Origin of the sequence: Musicola paradisiaca NCPPB 2511, from assembly GCF_000400505.1 — a bacterium.
GTDB lineage: Bacteria > Pseudomonadota > Gammaproteobacteria > Enterobacterales > Enterobacteriaceae > Musicola > Musicola paradisiaca.
In genome coordinates, this window is record NZ_CM001857.1 from 4021465 (window position 1) to 4041317 (window position 19853).

Annotated in this window: 19 protein-coding genes and 1 pseudogene; 14 read left to right on the forward strand and 6 right to left on the reverse strand. The window is 56.8% G+C overall.

The genetic code is table 11. The features are described from left to right. The first annotated feature begins 142 nt into the window (after positions 1–142). From DPA2511_RS17840 to DPA2511_RS17855, 4 genes are read left to right on the forward strand one after another with little or no spacing between them, the layout of a single operon-like run. A complete protein-coding gene (locus DPA2511_RS17840) occupies positions 143–1768 on the forward strand; it encodes an ABC transporter substrate-binding protein (RefSeq protein WP_015855137.1) in 1626 nt (541 codons plus the stop codon). Further along, the gene (locus DPA2511_RS17845; protein ID WP_015855138.1) at positions 1746–2711 is read left to right on the forward strand and encodes an ABC transporter permease; all 966 of its coding nucleotides are present in this window, start codon (positions 1746–1748) and stop codon (positions 2709–2711) included. Before DPA2511_RS17840 ends, DPA2511_RS17845 begins: the two co-directional genes overlap by 23 nt. Beyond that, positions 2701–3564, forward strand: coding sequence for an ABC transporter permease (locus tag DPA2511_RS17850; RefSeq protein ID WP_015855139.1), 864 nt, complete (start codon positions 2701–2703; stop codon positions 3562–3564). Before DPA2511_RS17845 ends, DPA2511_RS17850 begins: the two co-directional genes overlap by 11 nt. Further along, positions 3561–5252 (forward strand): dipeptide ABC transporter ATP-binding protein, encoded by a 1692-nt coding sequence (locus tag DPA2511_RS17855; protein ID WP_015855140.1) that lies wholly within the window; start codon positions 3561–3563, stop codon positions 5250–5252. The genes DPA2511_RS17850 and DPA2511_RS17855 overlap by 4 nt, the downstream gene beginning before the upstream one ends. Here the strand turns inward: DPA2511_RS17855 and rhaR are convergent. Beyond that, the gene (gene rhaR, locus DPA2511_RS17860; protein ID WP_015855141.1) at positions 5226–6116 is read right to left on the reverse strand and encodes an HTH-type transcriptional activator RhaR; all 891 of its coding nucleotides are present in this window, start codon (positions 6114–6116) and stop codon (positions 5226–5228) included. The genes DPA2511_RS17855 and rhaR overlap by 27 nt on opposite strands. Before the next feature lie 72 nt (positions 6117–6188). Then, positions 6189–7034 carry an HTH-type transcriptional activator RhaS gene (rhaS, locus tag DPA2511_RS17865; RefSeq protein ID WP_015855142.1) on the reverse strand — a complete coding sequence of 282 codons (846 nt, stop codon included), beginning with the start codon at positions 7032–7034 and terminating at the stop codon, positions 6189–6191. Between the two features lie 334 nt (positions 7035–7368). Between rhaS and rhaB the strand changes: the two genes are divergently transcribed. The 5 genes from rhaB (at position 7369) to DPA2511_RS17890 (ending at position 13468) form a co-directional block, all read left to right on the forward strand. Continuing rightward, positions 7369–8841 carry a rhamnulokinase gene (rhaB, locus tag DPA2511_RS17870; RefSeq protein WP_015855143.1) on the forward strand — a complete coding sequence of 491 codons (1473 nt, stop codon included), beginning with the start codon at positions 7369–7371 and terminating at the stop codon, positions 8839–8841. Continuing rightward, positions 8838–10094 (forward strand): L-rhamnose isomerase, encoded by a 1257-nt coding sequence (locus tag DPA2511_RS17875; RefSeq protein ID WP_015855144.1) that lies wholly within the window; start codon positions 8838–8840, stop codon positions 10092–10094. Before rhaB ends, DPA2511_RS17875 begins: the two co-directional genes overlap by 4 nt. A gap of 13 nt (positions 10095–10107) precedes the next feature. Continuing rightward, entirely contained in the window at positions 10108–10932 is an 825-nt protein-coding gene (gene rhaD, locus DPA2511_RS17880) for a rhamnulose-1-phosphate aldolase (protein WP_015855145.1), read from the forward strand. A gap of 64 nt (positions 10933–10996) precedes the next feature. Next, positions 10997–11311 (forward strand): L-rhamnose mutarotase, encoded by a 315-nt coding sequence (gene rhaM / locus DPA2511_RS17885; RefSeq protein WP_015855146.1) that lies wholly within the window; start codon positions 10997–10999, stop codon positions 11309–11311. Between the two features lie 564 nt (positions 11312–11875). Beyond that, a complete protein-coding gene (locus DPA2511_RS17890; RefSeq protein WP_015855147.1) occupies positions 11876–13468 on the forward strand; it encodes a methyl-accepting chemotaxis protein in 1593 nt (530 codons plus the stop codon). A 129-nt stretch (positions 13469–13597) separates the two neighbouring features. Here DPA2511_RS17890 and DPA2511_RS22075 read toward each other — a convergent pair whose 3' ends face one another. The 3 genes from DPA2511_RS22075 to DPA2511_RS17905 form a co-directional block, all read right to left on the reverse strand. Beyond that, entirely contained in the window at positions 13598–14263 is a 666-nt protein-coding gene (locus DPA2511_RS22075) for an ABC transporter ATP-binding protein (RefSeq protein ID WP_015855148.1), read from the reverse strand. Further along, entirely contained in the window at positions 14253–15104 is an 852-nt protein-coding gene (locus DPA2511_RS17900; protein WP_015855149.1) for an ABC transporter ATP-binding protein, read from the reverse strand. Before DPA2511_RS17900 ends, DPA2511_RS22075 begins: the two co-directional genes overlap by 11 nt. An 87-nt stretch (positions 15105–15191) precedes the next feature. Then, a complete protein-coding gene (locus DPA2511_RS17905; protein ID WP_015855150.1) occupies positions 15192–15902 on the reverse strand; it encodes an HD domain-containing protein in 711 nt (236 codons plus the stop codon). Positions 15903–16188: 286 nt separating this feature from the next. On the opposite strand from DPA2511_RS17905, the gene DPA2511_RS22080 reads away from it, so the two are divergent. Next, a complete protein-coding gene (locus DPA2511_RS22080; protein ID WP_023638480.1) occupies positions 16189–17424 on the forward strand; it encodes an MFS transporter in 1236 nt (411 codons plus the stop codon). Here DPA2511_RS22080 and DPA2511_RS23765 read toward each other — a convergent pair. Next, positions 17404–17544 (reverse strand): annotated as a pseudogene (locus DPA2511_RS23765) (potassium transporter TrkG); the annotation flags it as partial. The gene DPA2511_RS22080 and the pseudogene DPA2511_RS23765 overlap by 21 nt on opposite strands. A gap of 345 nt (positions 17545–17889) precedes the next feature. Here DPA2511_RS23765 and DPA2511_RS17920 point away from each other — a divergent pair. The 4 genes from DPA2511_RS17920 (at position 17890) to DPA2511_RS23575 (ending at position 19690) form a co-directional block, all read left to right on the forward strand. Then, entirely contained in the window at positions 17890–18420 is a 531-nt protein-coding gene (locus DPA2511_RS17920) for a chorismate mutase (RefSeq protein ID WP_015855152.1), read from the forward strand. Between the two features lie 137 nt (positions 18421–18557). Next, positions 18558–19058 carry an Lrp/AsnC family transcriptional regulator gene (locus DPA2511_RS17925; RefSeq protein ID WP_015855153.1) on the forward strand — a complete coding sequence of 167 codons (501 nt, stop codon included), beginning with the start codon at positions 18558–18560 and terminating at the stop codon, positions 19056–19058. 97 nt (positions 19059–19155) lie between these two features. After that, positions 19156–19461: a hypothetical protein gene (locus tag DPA2511_RS17930; protein ID WP_015855154.1), complete on the forward strand. Its 306-nt coding sequence runs from the start codon at positions 19156–19158 to the stop codon at positions 19459–19461. Between the two features lie 52 nt (positions 19462–19513). Beyond that, positions 19514–19690: a hypothetical protein gene (locus DPA2511_RS23575; protein WP_153247112.1), complete on the forward strand. Its 177-nt coding sequence runs from the start codon at positions 19514–19516 to the stop codon at positions 19688–19690. The last annotated feature ends 163 nt before the right edge of the window (positions 19691–19853 follow it).

Consider the following 19853-nt stretch of genomic DNA (forward strand, 5'->3'; position numbering starts at 1 on the left):
TCCACTTCCCCGGTGTCGACCCTACATATAACTTTTTAATCACTAAACATAATTTTTTAGACTTTTACTCTACTCAACGTACTCCCCAAAATGAATTCGTCAGCAATACTTCCATAAAACAATGACGCAGAGGATTCAGGGAATGGCAATACGATCAACGACAAAAGCCCCATTGAGAATGACATTGCTTGCCGCCGGTCTGGTTGCCGTGCTGGCCAGCAATTTACCCGGCGCCCACGCCGCCGATGCGCCTAAGCCTGTATCCGGCGGCACCCTGACGGTGGGTCTGGGCAGCGACACGCCGGTTATCGATCCCTCCATTACCGCTTTCTCCGTGGCCGCGCTGGTTTCCCGCAATGTTGTGGATTCGCTGGTCGGCCAGGCTGAAGACAATCGTTATACGCCATGGCTGGCGGAACGCTGGGAAATCAACAGCGACAATACCCGCTACGTTTTCCATCTGCGTCAAGACGTCACCTTCAGCGACGGCACCAAACTGGACGCCGCCGCAGTGAAATACAATCTGGATCGCATCCTCGATCCGAAAACCACCTCCAGCTACGCCAAATCGCTGCTGGGCCCGATCGACAGCGTGACCACGCCTGACGACTATACGGTCGTCATCAGCTACAAAACCCCCTTCGCGCCGCTGCTGCAAGGGTTGAGCCTGCCCTATCTGGGCATTCAATCGCCGACCTATCTGAAGAACACCCCCAACACCAGCAACACGGTGATCGGATCCGGCCCGTTCATTCTGGAATCCTTCGTGAAAGGCAACGGCAGCAAGCTAACAAAACGCCCGGACTACCATTGGGGCCCCGGTTACGCCGCACACACCGGCCCGGCTTATCTGGATCGGCTGGAGTTTAAATACCTGCCCGAACCGTCCGTGCGCCTCGGCGCACTCAACAGCGGCCAGGTGCAGGCTATCGATGCAGTGCCGCCCGCCAATATCGCCTCCGTTAAAAAAGACACACGGCTGAATGTCATCACGCGGGAAAACCCCGGCGTCAACCGCGTCCTGTATCTCAACACCACCCGCGGCCCCTTCGAAGACCTCAAGGTACGCCAGGCATTCCTGCGCGCCGTAGATGCGGCATCGTCCACTAAAGTGGCGTTTTTCGGCGCGCTGCAACCGGCCAGCAACGTGCTTGGCCCGTCAACGCTATACTACGATCCGACGGTAGCGTCGCTGTGGAAATTCGATCTGCAAAAAGCCAATCAATTGTTGGATGAAGCAGGTTGGAAAACCAAAGATAGCGAAGGCTACCGCACCAAAGACGGCAAACGTCTGAGCGTAGCGCTGCTCTACAGCACCAGTTCGGTAGAATCCACCGACATCACGCTGTTCCAGGCGGTGCAATACCAGGTGAAGCAGGCGGGCTTCGATTTACAACTTAACCCGGTGGATAGCGGTACCTATACCAGTCGTAGCAACAACAACGACTATGACGCCGCGTCCAACTACTTTGTGCGCGCCGAGCCGGACATCCTGCGAACGGTGTTCGATTCCGCCTACATCCCGCCCAACGGCAACAACTTCACACGCACCAGCGCGCTGGATGAAACACTGAGAAAAGCGATCGGTGCGCCGGAGGCGGAACGTAAACAGCTTTACAGCGATATCCAGAAGACGCTCATCGAGCAGGCCTACGCGGTACCACTACTGGTTCCGGCCTACCAGCTGGGTCTGTCGAAAAAAGTACAGGGGATCAGCTGGGCCACCAATGCGAAACCGAACTTCTATGATGTCTGGATTAAACCGTAATTTGGCCGTAACGGCGCTACAACGTCTGTTCACCATCGTGGCTGTGCTCTGGGGCGCGGCCACCCTGACGTTTATCGCCGTCAAAATGATCCCCGGCGACCCGGTCGCCATCCTCAGCGGCGGTGAAAACGTGGTGGATGAAGCCTATCGAATGGCGCTGATCCATCAATTCGGGCTGGATCAGCCGCTGTGGATGCAGTACCTGCGCTATTGCCAACAGGCATTGCAGGGCGATTTCGGCATCAGCTACCAGTATCGCCAGCCGGTACTGGATGTGGTCGGCGAGGCCATGCGTGAAACGGTAAAACTGGCGCTCAGCGCGTTGTTGCTGGCGTTGCTGCTGGCGACGCTCAACGCGCTGCTCACCGCCGGTCGCCACTATCGGCTGCGGGCGCTATTGTCCTGGCTGGAGCTGACGCTGCTCAGTACGCCGGTCTATTGGATCGGCATTGTGCTGTTGAGCCTGTTCAGCTTCCGCCTGCAATGGTTCCCGGTCACTGGCAATGACGGCATCGCCTCGCTGGTATTGCCGGTGATCACCTTAAGCCTGCCGATCGCGGCGTTGTTGAGCCAGGTACTGCGCGATGGGCTGGAAGAAGCGCTATCGCAGCCGTTCGCGCTGACGGTGCGAACCCGCGGCGTCAGTGAAACCTGGTTGCGGTTCAGACATGGATTACGTCACGGCGCGCTGGCTGCCGCCACGCTGACCGGCACGTTGCTGGCCAGCGTGTTGAGCGGCTCCGTCTTGACAGAAACCGTGTTTGGCCGCGCCGGCATCGGGCAGGTCACGTTACATGCGATTGAAAGCCGCGACATGCCGCTGGTGCTGGGGCTGGTGATGCTCTCCGCCCTGTTGTTTGTGGTGATTAACCTGCTGGTGGATGCCCTGTATCTGGTCATCGATCCGCGTCTGAGAAAGAAGGCGAACGCTCATGAGCAGTGAACCCCTGACGTTGCCGCGTACACGAGTACGCACCACCTGGCGCAGTCCGTGGCTGGCGCCCGCCACGCTGCTACCCGCCGCCACCGTACTGCTGCTGGTGCTGGCGGTATTTTTCCCTGCGCTCTTCACCCATCGGGCCGCCGATGAGATGGATATCAGCGCCGTACTGCAGGCGCCCGATGCGGCGCATTGGTTCGGCACCGATGCGCTCGGCCGGGATGTCTTCGCCCGCGTGGTTCACGGTACCTCGTTGTCGTTGAGTATCGGCGTGGGCGCCATGCTGATCGCCTGCCTGGGCGGGATCCTGTTCGGCACGCTGTCGGCGCTGGCGCCGGCCGCCGTGCAGCGCGTACTGGTACGTCTGCTGGATATCATGCTGGCCTTCCCGGAACTGCTGCTGGCATTGCTGGTTATCGCCGTGCTGGGCCGCGGCCCGGAGAACACGCTGCTGGCGGTCGGGTTATCCGGCGTCGCCGGTTACGCCCGGCTGGTACGTTCGCAGGTGTTACAGGTGAAGCTGTCCGGTTATGTGGAACACGCCATCGCGTTGGGCGAACACCCGTTGTATATCATCGTCCGGCACATCATCCCCAACACTCTGCGCCCGCTGCTGATCCTCGCCACCATCGGCGTCGGCCATGCGGTGCTCGCCGCCTCTGCGCTGAGTTTTCTCGGTCTGGGCGTCGTTCCCCCAACCGCGGAATGGGGCGCGCTGCTGGCGGATGGCCGCAATTTTCTGGATATCGCCCCCTGGGTCAGCCTGTTCCCGGCGACCGTCGTCGCCCTGTCGGTCATCGTCATCACCCTGCTGGGGCGTCGCTTGCAGGCTATTCTCGCCAGAGGGGAAGTATGAGCCAAACGACAACGACAACAACGACAACACCGCCGCCGCTACTGCGGGTCGCAAACCTGAACGTGACGTTCCCCAGCCCGACCGGGCCGGTGGAATCGGTACGCAATCTGTCGTTCCAGGTGAATCCCGGCGAAATACTGGCGCTGGTCGGTGAATCCGGTTCCGGCAAATCGGTGACGGCCCGGACGCTGGTCGGACTGGCGGGCGAGCATGCGCAAGTGACGGCAGACGCCATCAAGTTGACGCGCCACGACGGTAGTCTCTGTGATTTACCAACGCTCGGCGATCGGCAATGGCGCCACATCCGCGGCCGGGAAATCGGCTTTGTTCTACAGGATGCGCTGGTCTCGCTCGATCCGCTGCGCAAAATCGGTCAAGAAGTGGCGGAGCCGCTGCTGACGCATAAATTGCTGCCGCGCGCCGAGGTACCGGCCCGCGTGGCGGAACTGCTCCAGCAAGCCGGTATTCCCGATCCGCACATCCGCGCTGCGCAATACCCGCACGAACTCTCCGGTGGACTGCGCCAGCGAGCGCTGATCGCCACCGCGCTGGCGGGCGGCCCTAAACTACTGATCGCCGATGAGCCCACCACCGCGCTGGATGCCACCGTTTCACAGCAGGTGCTAAAGCTGTTTACTGCACTGGCGCAGGCCGGCCACGGCGTGTTGTTGATTACCCACGATCTGGCCGTGGTAGCCCAAATCGCCGATCGCGTGATGGTGATGCAAAAAGGCGCCCTGGTGGAAAGTGGCCCGACGCGCCAGATCCTGACATCGCCGCAGCATCCCTACACCCATCGTCTGCTGGCGGCGATCCCGACCGCCGCTACGCGCGGGAACTGGCTGGCGGGCGAGAACCCGCTGAGCCAGCACGCCGCCGCGCTGCTCTCGTCGTTATCGGAACAGACCGAACGCCCCGGGCAGGCGCTGCGGGTGGATGGCGTATCGGTCAGCTTCAAACGGCCGGACGGCAGCCGGATGACGGCGGTCAACCGGCTCTCGCTCGTGCTGGAACGGGGTGAAACACTGGGCATCGTCGGCGAATCCGGCTCCGGCAAAACCACGTTGGGCAAAGTCATTCTGGCGCTACAACCGCCGGACGACGGCGAAGTCCTGCTCGGCGAATGCCCCTGGAGCGCGCTGCCCGAGCGGGAACGCCGCCCGCTGCGCGCCCGGATCCAAACCATTACGCAAGATCCGCTCAGTTCATTCGACCCGCAATTCACTGTCGAACACATTCTGCTGCAACCCTTGCGGCTGCGACGCGACCTTTCGCCGGAAGCCCGCCGGCAACGCATTCTGGCGCTGCTGGAACTGGTGGGATTATCGCCGACGCTGCTTTCCCGTCGGCCACGTTCGCTGTCCGGCGGCCAGCGTCAGCGTATTTCCATCGCGCAGGCGCTGGCGGCGGAGCCGGAGGTGCTGATCTGCGACGAGCCGGTGTCGGCGCTGGATGTCACCACACAGGCACAAGTGCTGGATTTGCTGGTGGCGCTGCAACAGAGACTCAGGTTGTCGATGGTTTTCATCTCCCACGATTTGGGCGTCGTGCAACATATGAGCCATCGCATTCTGGTGATGAAAAGCGGCGAAGTGGTGGAACGCGGCACGGTCGAACAGATTTTCACTCAGCCCCAGCATCCCTACACCCGCCAATTGCTGTCAACGGTTGCCGATATCCACATCTGAACAAGCCGTACCGGCAACGCTCCGAGTTTGAAAACGTTGCCGGTAACTGCTGGGCGTCACGCCAAACGCCTGATGGAATACCACCGAAAAATAGTTACTGTCGTCAAAACCGCATTGCGCCGCCACCTCGCTGATGGTCTGACGGTCATAACGCAACAGCTCCATCGCCCGGCACAGCCGTAGCTGGCGCAGATACTGCGAAACGCTCATACCGGTTTGCTGTTTGAAGCGACTGCGCAGGCTGCGCAGGCTGAACCCATATTGCTGACAAAACGCCTCCAGCCGGAAAGGCTGGGCGATGCTGTCCCGCAGCGCATTCATCAACAGGTCAAGCTGATGGGCATCCGCCAGTTGCGTCTCGCCGGGCGCGTGACGATAGCGCAGCGCCAGCAGCGCGATTTGCATCAGCAGCACTTCGCTCAGTTGCAACGATAGCGGATCGGACTTCATGCACTCCTGCGTCAAGGACTCCACCCGATCGCGGATAATCGCCATCCCCTGCTCCCCTAACCGCCAATAGCGTTGCTGTTGCGCCACCCCACCGTCCGGCAGCAGGTTCTGCCAGTCGGTGGGCAAGGTCAGGCGCGGGCGAATATACAGAATATTGTCCAGTTCCAGTGCATGAACGGATTCGTAGCTGTGGCGATCGTCGGCGGTCACATAAAACAGGTCGCCGCAGGTAATGCGATAAGGGACGTCGTTCCAGATATGCAGGCCGTTACCGCGCCAGACAATCACCAGCTCGTCGAAATCGTGATGATGCAGCGGGAACGCAGACTGAGGGCTGCGTTCCGCTACCGTGACCGCATTTTTTTCGGTCAGGAAATAATCTTCTGTTTGTAACTTAAGGCCGCGAGATTGCACGCTCTCTTACACCTGTCTCTGCCAGAGAGTGCCCGCCACCGTCGCAACGGATCGCGCCTGACGGCGGGCTACCTACTGGATGGTTTCCTCATGCTGCGCCCGATGACGCAGCGATTTGGGTGCCAACGAGAACGCCTTGCGAAACTGCGTCGAAAAATGGTTGCTGTCGCTAAAGCCGCAATCATGGGCGATGGTGGTGATGGAATCGTCGCTCTGCTGCAAACGACGGCGGGCCTCCAGCAAACGCAGACGGTTCAAATAACGCTGCGGCGTCATACCGGTGTGCTGCTTGAGCTGCCGATGCATCGTGCGCAACGACAGCGAAAAACGCTCCGCCAACGCATCCCAGTTCACTTCCTCGCAGAAATTATTCTGCAACCAGCCCAACAACGCCTGAATCCCCTGCGCTGCGCTGCCGTCGCTCTGGGTACGGAATCCTTTTTGCCGCAACAGCACCAGAATCTGCAGGAACAGGCTTTCACTGGTAGCGATGTCCTCCGGACGCTCGCTGCGGGCCTGCCCGGCCAGTTGCAGAATCAGCTGTTTTACCTGCTGCCGGGTTCCGTTGTTGACCTGCCATTGCCCCAGCCATTCGCCGTTCGGGCCGTAAGGCAGAAACGGCGCGATGTCGGACAGAAAGCGAAAGCCGCGCGGCGAGCGATACAGCACGTTGGTCAGGTGCAGTTCCTCGACCTGCTCGAACAGGTGACGGTCGTTGTCGCGCACGAAAAACACCGCGCCGCTGCACAACACATAGGGTTGATCGTTGAATACGTGCACCCCGGCGCCCTGATCCACCACCACAATCTCCCAAAAATCGTGGTAATGCTCCGGAAATGCGCTCTGGGGCATACGAGGTTCCACCGCCACCGTCGTCGCCTGCGAAACAAAAAACTCATCGCCATGAAGTATCGTCATGTTGCCCCTCCGCCTGCGGCTATTGCCAGACTGTTACGTCGGTAAACCGATAGTCTGTGAACGATAGTAGCCAGTGCCGGGCACCCACGCCTTAAAATAGCGCCGCGCCCCGGCCGGAACGATGTCATTTTTTCAAGATCGTGCCGTTAAATTACTGAAATGTGGGTAGGATCACAGGTGTTTTCTCCGCGATCCCCGCCCTGGAATGTGAGCGATTTCACCGTCAGCTTTGCCATTTTGCCAACCCGTTTTCACAGATGGCACTCACCCAAAGGTGCGCCCCGACTATCTTCCCTACACTGCCCGACATAACAGAACGACAAGGGAACGGGCAATGGCGATAACACACAGCGTAGCGGTCGATCTCGGCGCATCCAGCGGAAGGGTCATGCTGGCGTCGCTGGACACGGACACCCAGCGTCTCTCGCTGGAGGAGATCCACCGTTTCAGCAATCGTCTGGTGGTTGATCACGGGCATCACCTGTGGGATCTGGACGCACTGGAGCGGCACATTTTGCAAGGTCTGAATACAGTGGATCGGCGCGGGATCCGGCCAGCCAGCATCGGCATCGACAGCTGGGGAGTCGATATGGTGGCGCTGGATCGACAGGGCCAGCGTATCGGGCCGCCCTATTCCTATCGGGATCACCGCACCGACGGCGTGATGGCGCAGGTCATCGCCGACCTCGGACGCGACACCCTCTATCGTCACACCGGCATTCAGTTTCTGCCGTTCAACACCCTTTACCAGCTCCGGGCGCTGCGCCAGCAGCAACCGGAATATTGGGCGCAAATCGCGCACCTGCTGATGATCCCCGACTACTTTCACTATCGGCTGACCGGCAGGATGGCGAGCGAATACACCAACGCTACCACCACCCAGATGCTGAATCTGACCCGCGGTGACTGGGATCCGCTGCTGCTGGATTACCTCGGCATCCAAGCACACTGGCTGCCGGCACCTAGCCAGCCCGGCGATCCTCTGGGCGACTGGCTCGCCCCCAGCGGCGCCCGCATCCCGGTGATTGCCGTCGCCAGTCACGACACCGCCAGCGCGGTGGTCGCCACCCCGTTGAACGATGACGACAGCGCCTACCTCAGCTCCGGCACCTGGTCGCTTATCGGCATCGAAAGCCAGACGCCGTTCATCAGTGACCGCGCGATGGCCGCCAACATCACCAATGAAGGCGGAACCAACGGGCGTTATCGCGTCCTGAAAAACATCATGGGGCTGTGGCTACTGCAACGCATCAGCCAGGAACAGCAGGTGAGCGATCTGCCGGCGCTGTTGGAGGCGGCGGAACAGGAAACCGGCTTCGCCAGCCTTATCAATCCGAACGACGAGCGCTTCATCAATCCGCCGTCCATGAGCGAGGCGATCCGCGATTTTTGCCGCGAGCACCGGCAACCGGTGCCGCAAACGTCTGCCGCGATGACGCGCTGCATCATGGATAGTCTGGCGCTCGGCTACCGGCAGGGCCTGCTGACGCTGGCGTCGCTGCGTCAGTCGCCGATCCGCCGTCTGCATGTGGTGGGCGGCGGCTGCCAGAACCGGCTGCTGAATCAGCTTTGCGCCGATGTGTGCCAGATTCCGGTGGTGGCCGGCCCGGTAGAAGCCTCCACTCTCGGCAATATCGGCTGCCAGCTGATCGCCCAGGGCGAAGTGGCCGATCTGGCGGCGTTCCGTCGCTTGCTGCCCGACAGTTTCCCGCTGCAACACTATACCCCCCGTCAGGATATTGATTTCACTGGCCATTGGCGCCGTTTCCAGGCGCTTTGCCAGATTAATGAGGAACTCACCGTATGAATACAGCCATTGAAACCGCCTGGCGTCTGGCACAAGAACGCTATGCCAAACTGAACGTGGATGTGGACGCGGCCTTGCGTCGGCTCGACCAGATCCCCGTCTCCATGCACTGCTGGCAGGGAGACGACGTCGCCGGTTTTGAACAGCAGGGCGGCGCATTGACCGGCGGCATTCAGGCCACCGGCAACTACCCCGGCAAGGCGCGCAACGCCGACGAACTGCGCGCCGATCTGGAACAGGCGCTGCGCCTGATACCCGGCCCCAAGCGATTGAATCTGCACGCCATTTATCTGGAATCGGATACACCGGTGGCGCGTAACGCCATCGAGCCGCGCCACTTCAGCCGCTGGGTGGACTGGGCGCGGGAAAACGCGCTGGGGCTGGACTTCAATCCGACCTGTTTCTCTCATCCGCTCAGCAGCGACGGCTTTACCCTGTCGCACCCGGATGAAAACATACGCCGCTTTTGGATTGAACACTGCCAGGCCAGCCGCCGCATTTCCGCCTATTTCGGCCGCGAGCTGGGCACGCCGTCGATCATGAACATCTGGATCCCGGACGGCATGAAAGATCTGACCGTCGATCGTCTGGCGTTTCGCCAGCGCTTGTTGAACGCATTAGACGACGTCATCGCCGAGCGGTTGGATCCGGCCCACCACATCGACGCCGTAGAAAGCAAGCTGTTCGGCCTGGGCGCCGAAAGCTTCACCGTCGGCTCCAACGAATTCTACCTGGGCTACGCCACCCGCCGTCAGACCGCGCTCTGTCTGGATGCCGGCCACTTTCATCCCACGGAGGTCATCTCCGATAAGATTTCCAGCGCCAGCCTGTTCGTTCCCCGCCTGCTGCTGCACGTCAGTCGCCCGGTGCGCTGGGACAGCGACCATGTGGTGCTGCTGGATGATGAAACCCAGGCCATCGCCCACGAGATCGTGCGCCACGGTCTGTTCGACCGGGTTCATATCGGGCTGGATTTCTTTGACGCCTCCATCAACCGCATCGCGGCCTGGGTGATCGGCACCCGCAACATGAAAAAAGCGTTGCTGCGCGCACTGCTGGAACCGACCGACAGCCTGCGCAAACTGGAACAGAACGGCGACTACACCGCGCGTCTGGCGCTGCTGGAAGAACAAAAATCGCTGCCGTGGCAGGCCGTCTGGGAATACTACTGCCAGCAGCAGGACGTCACGCCGGGCAGCGAATGGCTGCAAAGCGTGCGCGAGTATGAAACCACCGTCCTCCGTCAACGTTAAGGAACACTGTGCTATGCAATCCATTCTCTCTTCCTGGTTCGTCCAGGGCATGGTCAAGGCCACCGGCGACATGTGGCTCAAAGGCTGGGACGAACGCAACGGCGGCAACATCAGCCTGCGTCTGACGACCGAAGACATCACCCCCTACGAAAGCGATTTTTATCCCCAGCCGCGCCATGAAGCGCTGTCGCAGCCAATGCCCGAGCTGGCTAATGGCTGGTTTATCGTCACCGGCTCCGGCAAATTCTTCCGCAATGTGCCGCTGGATCCAGCGGAAAACCTGGTACTGCTGCAAGTGGATGCAAACGGCGCCGGCTATCGCATTTTCTGGGGGCTGACCGCCGGCGGCCTGCCCACCTCCGAACTGGCGGCGCACTTTCAGTCGCACATTGTGCGCATCGGGGTCAGCGGCGGGCGCGATCGGGTCATCATGCACTGCCACGCCACCAATTTGATTGCCCTCAGCTACGTGCTGGAACTGACCAGCGCTACGTTTACCCGCGAACTGTGGGAAGGCAGCACCGAGTGTCTGGTGGTCTTCCCTGACGGCGTCGGCATCGTGCCCTGGATGGTGCCCGGCACCGACGCCATTGGCACCGCCACCGCCGAACAGATGCATCATCACTCGCTAGTGCTGTGGCCGTTCCATGGTATTTTCGGTACCGGCCCGTCACTGGATGATGCTTTCGGCCTGATCGATACCGCCGAGAAATCCGCTGAAATCATGGTGAAAGTCCGCGCGATGGGGGGGAAAAAGCAGACCATCAGCACCGAAGAACTGATAGCACTGGGCACACGCTTCGGCGTCAGCCCGATGGCGTCAGCGCTAAAACAGTAAGACACATCAACACCATAAGGCGGCGACGCTGACAAGACGACGCCGCCTGAACAGGATATGCACCATGATAAGAAAAGCCTTTGTCATGCAGGTATTTCCAGAATGTCATGACGAGTATCAGCGTCGGCACGATGCCATCTGGCCGGAACTGACGGAAACACTGAAGTCGCACGGCGCGCACCACTACAGCATCTTCCTGGATAAGCAGCGTAATTTGCTGTTCGGCTACGTGGAGATTGAATCCGAAGAACGCTGGAATGCTATTGCACACACTGAAGCCTGCCGGCGCTGGTGGGAATACATGAAAGACGTAATGCCCGCCAATCCGGATGACAGCCCGATCAGCGAAGAATTACAGCCTGTTTTCTATCTTGAATAATCCATCGGCGGGCAAACCGCCGATATATCCACCGCCGCCTTCCTCATTGGTAAATCGTTATCCAATCAATATTGGCAATAAAATATTTTTATACGGCGAATAGCCGATAAACGATTTTTTATCGTTTTATACCCGTCATACTTCACGTTGCAGGTATGTTGGCTGCGTTAGCTCACCCGAATCACTTACCTGAGTAAGTTCATCGGTTCACTCACTTGCCGCCTTCCTGCAACTCGAATGATTTGGGGTATATTTAAATAAGCGCAAGATGAAATAAAAAAATAACCGGAATGCGATGCGACGCATAACACAATGTAGTAACCGCATGATCTATAAAAATGACTATTTTTGTCATGGCGCAATCCATAAGCAGATAAATATTGTTCGCCTGCCCGTCCGATACCCTTTCTTATCATGAAGATATTTTCTCTTATGGAATATAAAACCCTTGATTATTTATTAGGCCAATATTGCTATATCAGTCACACCCCAACCCATCGGCAATAAAGTTACCTCCCAGAATGCCGTTACTTGATAAATCCATTCCCAGGAAAGCAAACCGCTATGAAAAAACTCTCGCAAATGACCGTTTTTGCCAAACTGTTGTGCGGATTCTCAGTATTGATGGTGATGATGTTACTGCCGGGCATCATCTCTCTGCTCCAGCTCGGCGCCAGCAATGCCCATATCGACAACTTCCGCAGCAACCAACTTCCTTCCGTGCGCTATACGCTGGAAATGCGTGGCGTTTTGTCGGAACTTCGTCTGCAACAGGTGCAGTATATTGCTTCCCAAACCCCGGATGAGCGGGAAGGGCATCGCAAAGAACTGCTGCAAAATCAGGATATTTTTCTTACCGCCCAGGCTAATTACGCCAAGCTGGTAAAAAATGACGGCGCCGATAAACAAGCCATTTTCAATCGGATCACGGACAACTTCAAAAACTTCGTCGACGTCAATGCCAAGGTCATCGATGCCGTCAATAGCGAGAAACTGGACGAAGCCAGCAAGATCAGCGGCGCGGTATCGTCCAAATACCGTACACAGTTGATGAAGGATCTGGCGACATTGGTCGACCTGGAAATCGCCAGTAGCGATCAGGCGGCGCAAGAGTCCGAACAGTCCTACCATACGGCCGTTTATCTGTTATCCGGTTTGCTGCTGCTGGCGTTGATCGCCACCGGCGTTATCGCCACCCTCATCTCCCGCAACCTGTCACGCCAGTTGGGCGGCGAACCGGCTTATGCCGCCAATATCATGAACCACATCGCCGAAGGCAAGCTGAATGTAGAGATCGCGTTACGTAACGGCGACAACAGCAGCCTGTTGGCGACGATGAAATTCATGAACGGACGTCTGCAGGACACCATCAGAAACATTATTCAGGGCAGCGAATCTATCTCGCTGGCCGCCGATGAAATCGCTCAGGGCAACAGCGACCTGTCGCAACGTACCGAAGAACAGGCGGCGTCGCTGGTTCAAACCTCGTCCAACATGCAACAAATCACAGAGACAGTGAAACGCAACGCGGACAACGCCCATCAAGCCAGCGAGCTGGCGCACCAGACGTCACAAACCGCGCAACGCGGCGGCGGCATCGTGAACGACATGCTCAAGCGCATGCACGAGATTTCCGACAGTTCACAAAAGATCGTCGACATTATTTCGGTGATTGAAGGCATCGCTTTCCAAACCAATATCCTGGCGCTGAACGCCGCAGTAGAGGCGGCGCGCGCCGGCGAGCAAGGTAAAGGGTTCGCCGTGGTGGCGGGTGAAGTGCGTAATCTGGCGCAAAAGAGCGCCAACGCCGCCAAAGAGATAAAAACGCTGATCGAAGGGACGGTGGAAAAAATCACCGACGGTTCGCAACACGCAGACAGCGCCAATCAGGCGATGGAAGAGATTGTCAGTTCCATCACCAAAGTGACCGATATCGTGGCGGAAATCTCTATGGCATCCAACGAACAGCACAACGGCATCAAGGAGATCAGCGTCGCTATCGATCAAATGGATCAAGTCACCCAGCAGAACGCCGCCCTGGTAGAACAGGCCGCCACCGCGGCGCAGTCGATGACCGAACTGGGTGAACAACTGCGGGACTCTGTTCGTGTCTTCCAGATCGACTCGCCGCAGGAAAACCGCCTGCGACTCAGTTAACCCCGCCATACCCTATAACGACGAAGTGACCGCAACGGCGGTCACTTCATGATGAAACAGGATGCGAAGCCTACGGTTGAGCACTCCACACCGACAGTAAACCCGCTGATCCGCCGCCGCAGGCATCAACTATGCCGCCGACACCTGTCTCCCCTCCCCGCGTTCAATACACCATATCCGCTGACACAAACGGTTGACCATCGCCCGATCATGGCTGATGAACAGGCAGGTCATCTCGGTATGCCGGCGTAAACCGCGCAGGATCAGCATCTGAGCGGCGGCATCCAGCGCGCTGAGCGCTTCATCCAGCACCAGCAGTTGCGGCTGCGCCACCAACGCCCGGGCAAGACAAACCCGCTGCAATTGCCCACCGCTCAATTGATGCGGATAACGCGGCAACAGGTCGGCGCTCAGGCCGACATCATTCAGCCGGCACGCCACCGCGCTTTGGGCGTCTTGCACATCCACCTTACGCAGCCGCAGAGGTTCGGCGACGATCTGCGCCACGGTCATCAGTGGATTGACGGAAGAGACATAATCCTGAAATACCGCGCCCACCGTCACCGGCAACCCCGACGCTCTGCGGCGCCGGTCATGGATATCCACCCCGTTGATGCGCACCGTGCCGCACGTCGGCGTCTCCATGCCCAGCAGTATCCGCAGCAACGTACTCTTGCCACAACCGCTCGGCCCGATAATCCCAGTAAATTCGCCCCGCCGGGCATGCAAATAAATATCGCGCAGAACCGGCGTTGCACCGTAGCGGTACGACAGCGCTTCGACCTCAATCAACATACGGCTCCTTATCGACGGCGACCATCCCCGCTAACGCCTGTACCGATGCCACCCACTGTCGGGTGCAGACATGACGCGGCGCATGCAACAGAGAGGCATACTCGCCATACTCCACGCTGCGCCCTTGCTGCATCACCACCAGACGATCCGCCATCTGATCCAGCAGCGAAAAATCATGAGAGATCAACAACAGCCCACACCCTTGCGCCCGCAAATCCTGCAACAGACGCACCACCTCCCGGCGGTTGTCCTCATCCAGCGCGGATGTCGGCTCATCGGCAATCAGCCAGCGCGGGCGTAGCGCCAGCACCAGGGCGATCGCCACCCGTTGCAGCATGCCGCCGCTCAGTTCGGAAGGATAACAGCGATACAACTGCTCGGGATGCGGCAACCGAACCTGTTCCATTGCCGCTATCGCCTGTTCTCGCGCCTGCCGGGCACTCAGCGGCACATGCTGGCGCAAGGTTTCGGCGATCTGGTTTCCCACCCGTTGCAGCGGATCAAACGCAGTCATGGGCTGTTGCGGAATCAGCGCCAGTTGGCTGCCGCACAGACGCCGCATGGCGCGGTTATCCAACGTCAACAGCGATTGCCCCTCCAGCAGCACGTCGCCGCCACGGCGAAACCCCGGCCCGGTCAGGTTCATTAACGCCTGACTGGTGAGACTTTTGCCGCTGCCGCTCTCGCCGACCATCCCCAGACAACAAGACGGCGGCAGCGAAAAGCTGACCTGATGCAGCAGGCGCTGCCCGGTTGGACTCTCCAGCCACACATCACGAACATGCAGACCGGAAGACGTCACAGGAGGGTAAGGATCAGTCTGAGGCAAATCAACGGGCATCGTTCATCTCCAGCCGGTGGAAATCAGGCGTCTATTATCGTCACCGGGCCACACCGGCGCCTTGACCTCGGTCAGGGCAACCGCCCATCACTGCAACCAGGGATGCCAGCGAGCGAAATGCTCACGTACCCACGCCGATGCCTGTAAGGGTTCGCCGTCGATTTCGCCCGCCAGCTTGGACAGAAAATCGATCATCCAGGAAGCATTGGTTTCAGCAATACGCCGGCCTTCCGCCGTATTCATCAGTTCCGGCAGGCGCATCACTTTGACGCGAAAATGATCGAGCGTATAACGCTGATCATCCAACGGACGCGCGGTCGCAAACGGATCCTGCGGTTCAAACAGCGGGCGCGACATCAATCCCGCGACATAAAACACACGCGCCACCCCCAACGCGCCCAGAGAATCGAGACGATCGGCATCCTGCACGACCTGCGCCTCCAGCGTCTCCGCCGTGATCCCGGCGCTGAAACTGTGCGCCTCCACGGCATGAAACACGGCGGCGTGCAACGTCGCGGGAAATGCCGGAAAACGGGTTTGCAGAATCCGCACCGCTTCGTCCGCCGCCATACGCGAAGCGCGACAACGATCGGGATGATTTTTAGGAACCTGCACAATATCGTGCAGCCAGGCTGCGGCGATAATCACCCGCAGGTCGCCCCCTTCCTGCTGCTGAATGTGCCGAGCATTCGCCGCGACTCGGTAGAGATGGTGATGGTCGTGCGCGCCGTCCTGCGCATCCGCCAGTCGTTCTGCAATGTATCGGCTCAACGTTTGTTCAAAATCGGTGATATCCATAGGTTCTCTCCAGGCGACGTCTCGTTATTATGCGCATCAGCATAACCCTTTCCTTGTGACAATGATGTTTCCAGACATCATCAATATGGATAATACCCCGATTAATTGCGACAGCGATAAACGGTGAAAAACCGTATTCTTCAATAAATAAATATTTACTTTTCCAAAAGGCTATTATTATATTGATGCTGTCTTTTATATGACGATTCCTTTATTTCATTGCTCCGAATTTTGTCATTTTTTTAATTTACAAAACACAAATATCATTGTCAGCGGTATATTTATTATGAGCCCGGTTTTAATTTCTTTTCTTTCTTTAGTTTTTATTGCTGACGGATTAATGACCTTTCTGATCCCGGTGGCGGTGTATGCTGAAACACAGAGTCTGACCTATTCGGGGTTGTCCTACGCGATCTGGTGGCTACCGCGCCTGGTGATGATCCCGGCGCTGGGCGCATTTATCGATCGCATCGGTATCCGCCCGGTGTCCATCACCGCCGACGCCGCCAAAGCCTTCGGCTGTCTGCTGCTCTGTCTGGTACTCAATTTCTCCAATGAATCCCTGACGTTGGCGATAGCCTGCGGCCTGCTGGGCGCCGTCATTTCGACCGGCAACGCTCAGACGCTGGTCGCCATGGAAAAACTGATCGCCGGGCGCAGCCGTCGTATTGAACATGACGCCAATCTGCTGACCCGGCTCGATCTGCTGGGGATGATCGTCGGCCCCGCGCTTGGCATGTTGTTATTTGAATATGGTTTCGTAACGTTATTGTATATCTCCGCAACCTGTTATTTATGCAATGCTTATTATTTTCTCACCGCGCGTCTCTTTTCGGCCTCTCCTGAATATGATGAAAAAAGCGAAGGGAATAAAAGTATCTCGTCAAACGATAAAATTTCACTGTCGGTAATAATGCGCCAGCCATTTATTATTTTGATGATCGTTTTAGCGGTGGGAAATAACATGTTTGACGGTTTGATTGAATCCAGCGGCGCGGCACTCATCAAAAATAACATGGCGCTGTCGGTGAAATATTTCGGTTTTATTGATATCTGCGCCGGCGCAGTAGGTTTTTTATCTACGTTTGTTTACAGCGCCGCCCTCCGTCGCCTGAGCCAGGAAATGCTGTTGACCATCGGCCTGGGCGTCAGTCTCGGCGCATCATTATTGCTGATGGGATCGTTACAGCAACTTGGCGCTTTTCTGGCGTTTTACTCGCTGGGCATTGCCGGCAGGGTATTTACCGGCAACGTTATGCGCACGCTGCGCATAACGCTGATCCCGGAACGGCAACTGGCCCGCGCCTCGTCGTGGATCATGTTGCTGAATCAGTCGATTTTACCGTTCATGTCGCTGTTTTTGTTCCTGTCCGAACGTTTCGCACTGCCGTTGCAATACTTTCTGTACGCCGCGCTGGCGCTGTCGCTGCTGGCAGGCATGGGCATGCTCACGGCGTTAAGGCATAAAACAAAATCTGACTCTCTCGGCGTCCCGGCAAAACTAACCACGCCAGAACGATGAAGAAAACAACACCAGGATCGGGAAGATCGCCAGACGCCCCATGATCATCGCCACACACATTAACCACTTGGCGCCGTCGTTCAGGCTGCCGAATCCATCCGCCGTTAAGCCCATCGACAAGCTGTAAAGCATCACCAGAAAACTGCATAAACGAGCAATCACCACCGGCTGATTTTTCGTGATCATCATCGTCCCTTGCAGATGCAAACGGTTCTCCGTTCCCCACATGGCAACTGCGACGCCACATCATCGCGGCGTAATGTCAGAATGGATAAGAAAATGATAACCATAGGGATGCGGCGGTGATGCCGCTCAATCGCGCTCTCGCAATAAAAATAACGGCACGAAATTATAACCGTTATGAAACATCTGCCACATCAGGTTACTAATCCGTGCATCCGTCGGTATGGCGTTGTCATACTCGGTGATTAAGCTATTGATTCATACTCACACTCAGGAGGCACCATGCTACGGATCCTCGGCCTTACGGCCTTGTTATTGAGCACCAGCGCCATCGCGGCAAAAAGTACCGAACTCCCGACCCTGATCAATCAGCGGCTCAGCTACATGAAAGATGTAGCCGGTTACAAAGCCGGGCACCATTTGGCGATCGAAGACCTGCAACAAGAAGACAATGTGCTGAAGGCCAGCCGCCAGCAAGCCAGCCAATATGGGTTGGATGCAGACTCCGTCACGCCATTCATTCAGGCGCAAATGGATGCCGCCAAAGCCATTCAGTATCGCTATCGCGCCGACTGGCTGGCCGCGCCGGAACACGACTGGCAACCCAAACCGTTGGAAGACGTGCGCTCACGGCTGGCGACGCTGAATGGCGCCATCCTGCAACAATTGGCGGATACCCTGCACAAGGAAGGGTCGTTGCAACACCTCAACCATGCAACCTTTCTGCAAACCATCACCCAGCACAACCTCAGCACGCACGATAAAGAACGCCTATTCACCACATTGAAGCAGGCGAAACTCCGCCACGAGTAACCGATACCGGGCGAAATATTCTTTCGCCCGGCAGCCATAAACCCGGCTTCATGTCCTTTATCTATTGGATAGTTATCCTGCGTATTGCGTATTACCATGTCGATACGCAATAAGATTCCATTTAACAGGATGCAGAGATGAACGCCAAAACCACCGTCAGCGCCGACGACGAAAAAAACTACAACCTGGATCGTTTTGATCTTGCCATCCTGCGTCAATTGCAGCTGGATGCTTCCATCTCCAACGTCGCCCTCGCGGAAAAAGTCACGCTCAGCCCACCAGCCTGCCTGCGCCGGGTTGAACGGCTCAAACAGATCGGGTTGATCAAGGGCTATGTCGCGCTGCTGAATCCGCAGGCGCTGAATGTGGGCCTGGTGGTGTTGATCGGCGTCGTGCTTGATCGTTCCACGCCGAAAACCTTTGAGGATTTCGAGTTGGCGGTGCAAAAGATCAGTGGTTGCATGGAATGCCACGTCGTCACCGGCGAATTCGACTACATCCTGATGATCCGCACCAAAGACAACCAGAGTTTCAATAAACTGCACGCCGAACAGTTGCTGTTCCTGCCCGGCGTGCGCCAGATCCGCTCGTTTATCGGCCTGCGGGAAGTGCTCTCGACAACGAAATTGGTGTTTTAAGAATGGAAAATATGAGAACGCCCCCTAAGCCCCCTAATATGAAAAGATAGTCAGATACTCGTTAACTATAATGAATCAACAATATTGGGCTATCTAAATGTATAATGATATCAACAAGATAATAAAAATAATTCATACTCACTTTGAGTCTATTTTTTCTGAAACATTCCAAGTAGATCGACAATTTCATTATGTAGATTTTACTTCTGAAAATTATAATTTCCGCATTCATGCGGTTTTTATACAATCGCGGAGCACCGCAGACCTTGATGTTTCAATTGAAGAACGTATCAATAAAGCCCTTGAAGAAGTCACTATTGAAAAAGGTGCTATATACGATTTGACTACTAAGTTTGTAGATGAGTCTTTACTGACGAAATACTGCATTATGTTAGCGAAATAAACGCACCCTGAGGCATAAGATCGACACGACTTAGATTTAAGGAGAGTAATAGGTGCTGGCTTTTTTTCTAGGTGCAGGAGCTTCAGTAGAATGTGGTATGCCACTTGTATGGTCATTTACTGCCACACTCAGGGAGAACATATTAACAAGAATTGATACATATCTATTTTATTTCTCAGAAAATAAGAATATTCAAGAGCATTTTGTATCTATCAAAGGAATTATTTGAAGAATTTAGGAGTAAAATTCAATCGATTCGGGAGCTAATTGTTGTTGGCTATAGTTTCGGAGATGAACATGTAAATGTAGTTTTAGCCGACTGGCTTAATATATCAGGCACAAAATGAGTAATCTGCGACCCCAAAAGAACTGAAATTCCAGATTTCATCGTC